This window comes from Kitasatospora putterlickiae (assembly GCF_039527695.1).
Lineage (GTDB): Bacteria > Actinomycetota > Actinomycetes > Streptomycetales > Streptomycetaceae > Kitasatospora > Kitasatospora putterlickiae.
Genome location: NZ_BAAAKJ010000266.1, coordinates 20291 through 24321 on the forward strand (window position 1 = coordinate 20291; position 4031 = coordinate 24321).

Sequence of the window (4031 nt, forward strand, 5' to 3'; positions counted from 1 at the left end):
CAGCTCGCCGACGGACGCCAGCACGTGCGTCGCCCCGTCCGCCCGCAGGCGCTCCTCGCCGTGCGCGCCGGTGAGGACGCCGGCGACGACGGAGGCCCCGGCGCGCGAGCCGGTCAGCATGTCGTAGCCGGTGTCGCCGGCCACCGCGATCTGGCGGACCGAGTCCGTCCCGGTGCGCAGCAGCGCGGTGAGCGCGAGGTCCGGGTACGGGCGGCCTCGGCCGGCCTCGGCGGGGCAGAGGGTGAGGTCGGCGATCGACTCCCAGCCGAGGGCGGTCAGGATGCGGTCCTGGGTGGACCGGGAGAAGCCGGTGGTGAGGACCACCTTCCGGCCCTGGCCTCGGAGTTCGGCGATGGCCTCGGCGGCGCCGGGCAGCGCCTCGCAGTGGCCGGCGTCGACGAGGTCGTGGTACGCGGCCTCGAAGGCGGTGTTGGCCCGCTGGGCCTTCTCCTCCTCGCCGAACAGGTGACGGAAGACGGAGATCTTGGACTCGCCCATGGTGGCGCGGACGTGCTCCAGCATCCGGGCGTGCTCGGGACCGCCGGCCTCGACGCCGAGCGAGCCGGCGGCGGCCTGGAAGGCGCGCTCGACCAGGCCGTCGTCGGCCACGGTGGTGCCGGCCATGTCCAGGACGACCAGGCGGATGTCGTACGACATGATGTTTCGATTCCTTCGAAGGGCTCGGACGGACTTACAGGTTGGCGAGGTTCGCCGTGGTCTCGGCGATGGCGGGCGAGCAGGTCATGCCCCGGCCGCCGGGGCCGGTGACCAGCCAGACGCCGTCGCGCACCCGCTCGCGGTGGACCACCCGGGTGGTGTCGACGCACTGCGCGTACACACCGGCCCAGCGGCGGCGGATCCGCGGCAGCGGGCGGCCGAGCAGGTCCTCGACCACGCCCACCAGGTGGTCGTACGGGTCCTCGACCACGTCGAAGCCGAAGGGCTGGTCGTACTCGTGGGTGTCGCCGATGGTGAGGCCGCCGTCCAGGCGCTGGACCATCAGCAGCTGCATCTTGTGCTCGGCGGCGACCGGCGACTGCGGCTGGACCTCGCGCAGGCGGTCCAGCGCGGTGCCGGCGAAGGCCGGGTAGTAGCGGAAGGAGTCGCCGTCGGCGACCGAGGTGGTCAGCGGCTCGCCCAGCGGGTCGGTCTGCATCATCTGCAGCCGGACCTTGCGGACCGGGAGTTCGGGCGCCAGCTCGCGGACCAGGCCGCCGAGCCAGGCGCCGGTGCAGAGCACGACCAGGTCGCCGGTGTGGACGTCGCCGTGGTCGTCGCGGACGGCGTTCTCGCCGATGACGTCGCGGACCTCGCGCCCGGGCAGGAAGGTGTAGCGTCCGGTGGCGGCCAGCGCGGCGCGCAGCGCGGGCTGGGCGACGCGCGACTCGACCGCGGCGTCCCGCGAGCAGTGCAGGGCGCCGAGCAGGCTGCCGCGCAGCGCCGGGTTGAGCGCCCGGGTCTGCTCCGGGTCGAGCAGCCGGTAGCCGCGCGACTCGGCGTCGGGCAGGGTGAGCGCCTGCTCGGCGACCGCGAGTTCGGCCTCGGTGCGGATCGCGGTGAGCGAGCCGTTGGCGCGGAAGCCGAGTCCGGGCACGCGCTCGCCGATCCGCTCCCACAGCTCGCGGGCCCGCACCGCGGTCTCCAGCTCCTCGCCCTGGGCGCGGCCGCTGACCCAGACCAGGCCGAAGTTGCGCACCGAGGCGCCGCGCGCCTCCGTCTCGCGCTCCAGGTGGACGACCTCGTGACCGCGCTCGACGGCCTGCCAGGCGTGCATGGTGCCCAGCACGCCCGCTCCTACGACGATGACTCTCATGCGGCCAGGCTGATGCCGCGAGGTGTCCGAGGGGGGTCCGAGTGGCGGCCCGCAGATGAACCGACCGATAAGTTGTACAGACAACCTGACGATCGGGCCCGCGACCGGCCCCCGGGTCAGCGCCGGACCGCCGCCCGCAGGTAGTGCCGCCGGCCGAACTTCGGCTCGTCCACCGCCGTCAGCTCCTCCACCTGGAAGCGGTAGAGCGCCGCCGCGCCGCCGCCGGTCAGGAACTGCCGCCGGACCTCGTCGTCCCGCGCGAAGTCGGGGTAGCGCCCCTGGTAGGCGGCCAGCGCCGCCTCCGCCTGGCGCCCCCACGCCTCGCCCGCGCGGCCGGTCAGCTGCAGGCCGCGCAACTGCTCGCCGAAGACCGGCGGCGGCAGGAACACCGTGGCGGCCGCCCGGGCCTGCTCGGCCAGGTGGTGGCTGTGCCGGGTGGCGCGCTCGCTGACGAAGTAGAGGACGAGGTCGTCGTCGTACGCGAAGAAGGCGAGGTTGGCGTGCGGGCCGTGGTCGTGGCCGGCGGTCGCGAGGGTGAGCACCATCGCCTCGGCCAGCAACCCCTCGACGCCCTTGCCGAGTTCCTCGGCCGGCCAGTCCCCCTGGGTGATGTCGAGTCGGTACGGCATGGGCAGCACTTCCCTCCACTGGCACGCCCGGCGCGCACGGCGCCCTGGCACGACTGAGCCGGGCGGGCGCGCCCCTCGGGGACGGCCCGCGCCGGGCTCACATGCTCTCCCCGGCACCCCGGTCACACAAGGCCCGGAACGGCTCCGGCCCGCCCGGGCCGGAGCCCGCCCCGGCGGGTCAGCCCCGCCCGGCGCCGACCGGCCGGCCGGCCCACGCCGCCGACGCCCCGGGACCCGCGCCGAGCAGCGGCTTCAGCGGACCGGTCCTGGCCCGCTCCACCCACGGCCCGGCCGAGCCCGCCGCCAGCGCGAGCGGAACGGCCACCAGGAGGCCGACCAGCGCCCCGGCCAGCACGTCGTGCGGGTAGTGCACGCCGACCCAGACCCGGGAGGCGCCCATCAGCACCGCGGCCACCGCGGCGACCGCGCCGATCCGCCGGTCGGCGAACCAGAGCGCGGCGGCGGCCGCGACGGCGATCACGGTGTGGTTGCTCGGGAAGGACCAGTCACCCGCGACCGGGCAGGCCTCCAGGGTGTCGCGCATCCGCAGCTGGGCACAGGGCCGGACCTCCTCCACCAGCCCCTTGATCCCGGAGTTCACCGCGTAGGCGACGAGCACCGCCAGTGGCGAGGCCAGCACCCGGGCCATCACCGCCGGACCGGCGCCGCGCGCCCGCCACCAGGCGGCGAGCATCAGCAGCGCGAACAGGCCGAGGCCGAGCAGCGACCACACCTCGACCAGGCGGTTGAACCAGTGCGGCGCGGCGTCCGCCCAGCCGACCACCCGGCGGTACAGGCCGCCGTCGATGCCGCTGCCGTCGTACACGGCCAGCGCTCGGGCCGCCGTCACCGGCGGTCACCGCCGTGGCGGCGGGCCCATCGGGCGGGGAACACTTCGAGAACAATCGGGAGCATGGAGACAACTACTACCAGAACGGTGAGGGATGGAAGATAACGGTCGATATCGATCACGGGTGATCCAAAGAGGCCCCGACCGGCGACCGGACCCCGGCCGACGGACCTCCCGTACGTTGGTGGGCGGCATCGCAGGGCGCGGCCGACCGTCTACAGTCATGTAGACGTTCTACATGACCGTAGACGACACCTGGAGGAACCCCCGCCATGTCCGACGCACCGTCCGCCCGCCGGCCCGCCGGGGAACTGGAGGCCGAGGTGCTCGCCGCCCTCTGGACCGCGGAACGGCCGCTGACGCCGCAGGACGTCCAGGGCGCCCTCGGCGACGGCCTGGCCCGGACCACCGTCGCGACGATCCTCGCCCGGCTGCACGACAAGGGGACGGTGCACCGCACCCGGGCCGGCCGCGGCTACGCCTACACCCCGGCGGTCGCCGACCCCGCCGGGCTGGCCGCCCGCCGGATGCACGCCGAACTGGGCCGGGAGACCGACCGCTCGACCGTGCTCGCCCGGTTCGTCTCCGACCTCTCGGCCGAGGACGAGCGGCTGCTGCGCGACCTGCTCGGCGACGAGGACCCCGCCCGGTGACCGTCGCGGTCCGGGTCCCGCTGCTGCCGCCCTTCCTCGCCGTGCCGCCCGCCCGCCGGCCGGCCGAGGCGCTGCCGCCGCGCGCC

The 4031-nt window shown here is 75.2% G+C and carries 5 protein-coding genes; 1 reads left to right on the forward strand and 4 read right to left on the reverse strand.

The annotated features are described in order from the left end of the window. The 4 genes from ABD308_RS27045 to ABD308_RS27060 all read right to left on the reverse strand — a co-directional run. Window positions 1-657: phosphonatase-like hydrolase (locus ABD308_RS27045; RefSeq protein WP_344339661.1), on the reverse strand; the 657-nt coding region annotated here is incomplete at its 3' end. 34 nt (window positions 658-691) lie between these two features. Then, complete coding sequence (locus ABD308_RS27050; RefSeq protein ID WP_344339665.1) at window positions 692-1813, reverse strand: TIGR03364 family FAD-dependent oxidoreductase; 1122 nt, start codon at window positions 1811-1813, stop codon at window positions 692-694. Window positions 1814-1929: 116 nt separating this feature from the next. Beyond that, the gene (locus ABD308_RS27055) at window positions 1930-2442 is read right to left on the reverse strand and encodes a pyridoxamine 5'-phosphate oxidase family protein (RefSeq protein ID WP_344339669.1); all 513 of its coding nucleotides are present in this window, start codon (window positions 2440-2442) and stop codon (window positions 1930-1932) included. A gap of 178 nt (window positions 2443-2620) precedes the next feature. Further along, window positions 2621-3292, reverse strand: coding sequence for a phosphatase PAP2 family protein (locus tag ABD308_RS27060; protein WP_344339673.1), 672 nt, complete (start codon window positions 3290-3292; stop codon window positions 2621-2623). 272 nt (window positions 3293-3564) lie between these two features. Here ABD308_RS27060 and ABD308_RS27065 point away from each other — a divergent pair, with 272 nt between their 5' ends. Next, window positions 3565-3945: a BlaI/MecI/CopY family transcriptional regulator gene (locus ABD308_RS27065; RefSeq protein ID WP_344339677.1), complete on the forward strand. Its 381-nt coding sequence runs from the start codon at window positions 3565-3567 to the stop codon at window positions 3943-3945. Window positions 3946-4031: the final 86 nt, after the last annotated feature.

What these genes read in the sequence shown, in the direction of transcription:
- ABD308_RS27055 (WP_344339669.1), bottom strand. Translation starts at nt 2,442, where the DNA reads ATGCCGTACCGACTCGACATCACCCAGGGGGACTGGCCGGCCGAGGAA.
- ABD308_RS27065 (WP_344339677.1), top strand. Translation starts at nt 3,565, where the DNA reads ATGTCCGACGCACCGTCCGCCCGCCGGCCCGCCGGGGAACTGGAGGCC.
- ABD308_RS27050 (WP_344339665.1), bottom strand. Translation starts at nt 1,813, where the DNA reads ATGAGAGTCATCGTCGTAGGAGCGGGCGTGCTGGGCACCATGCACGCC.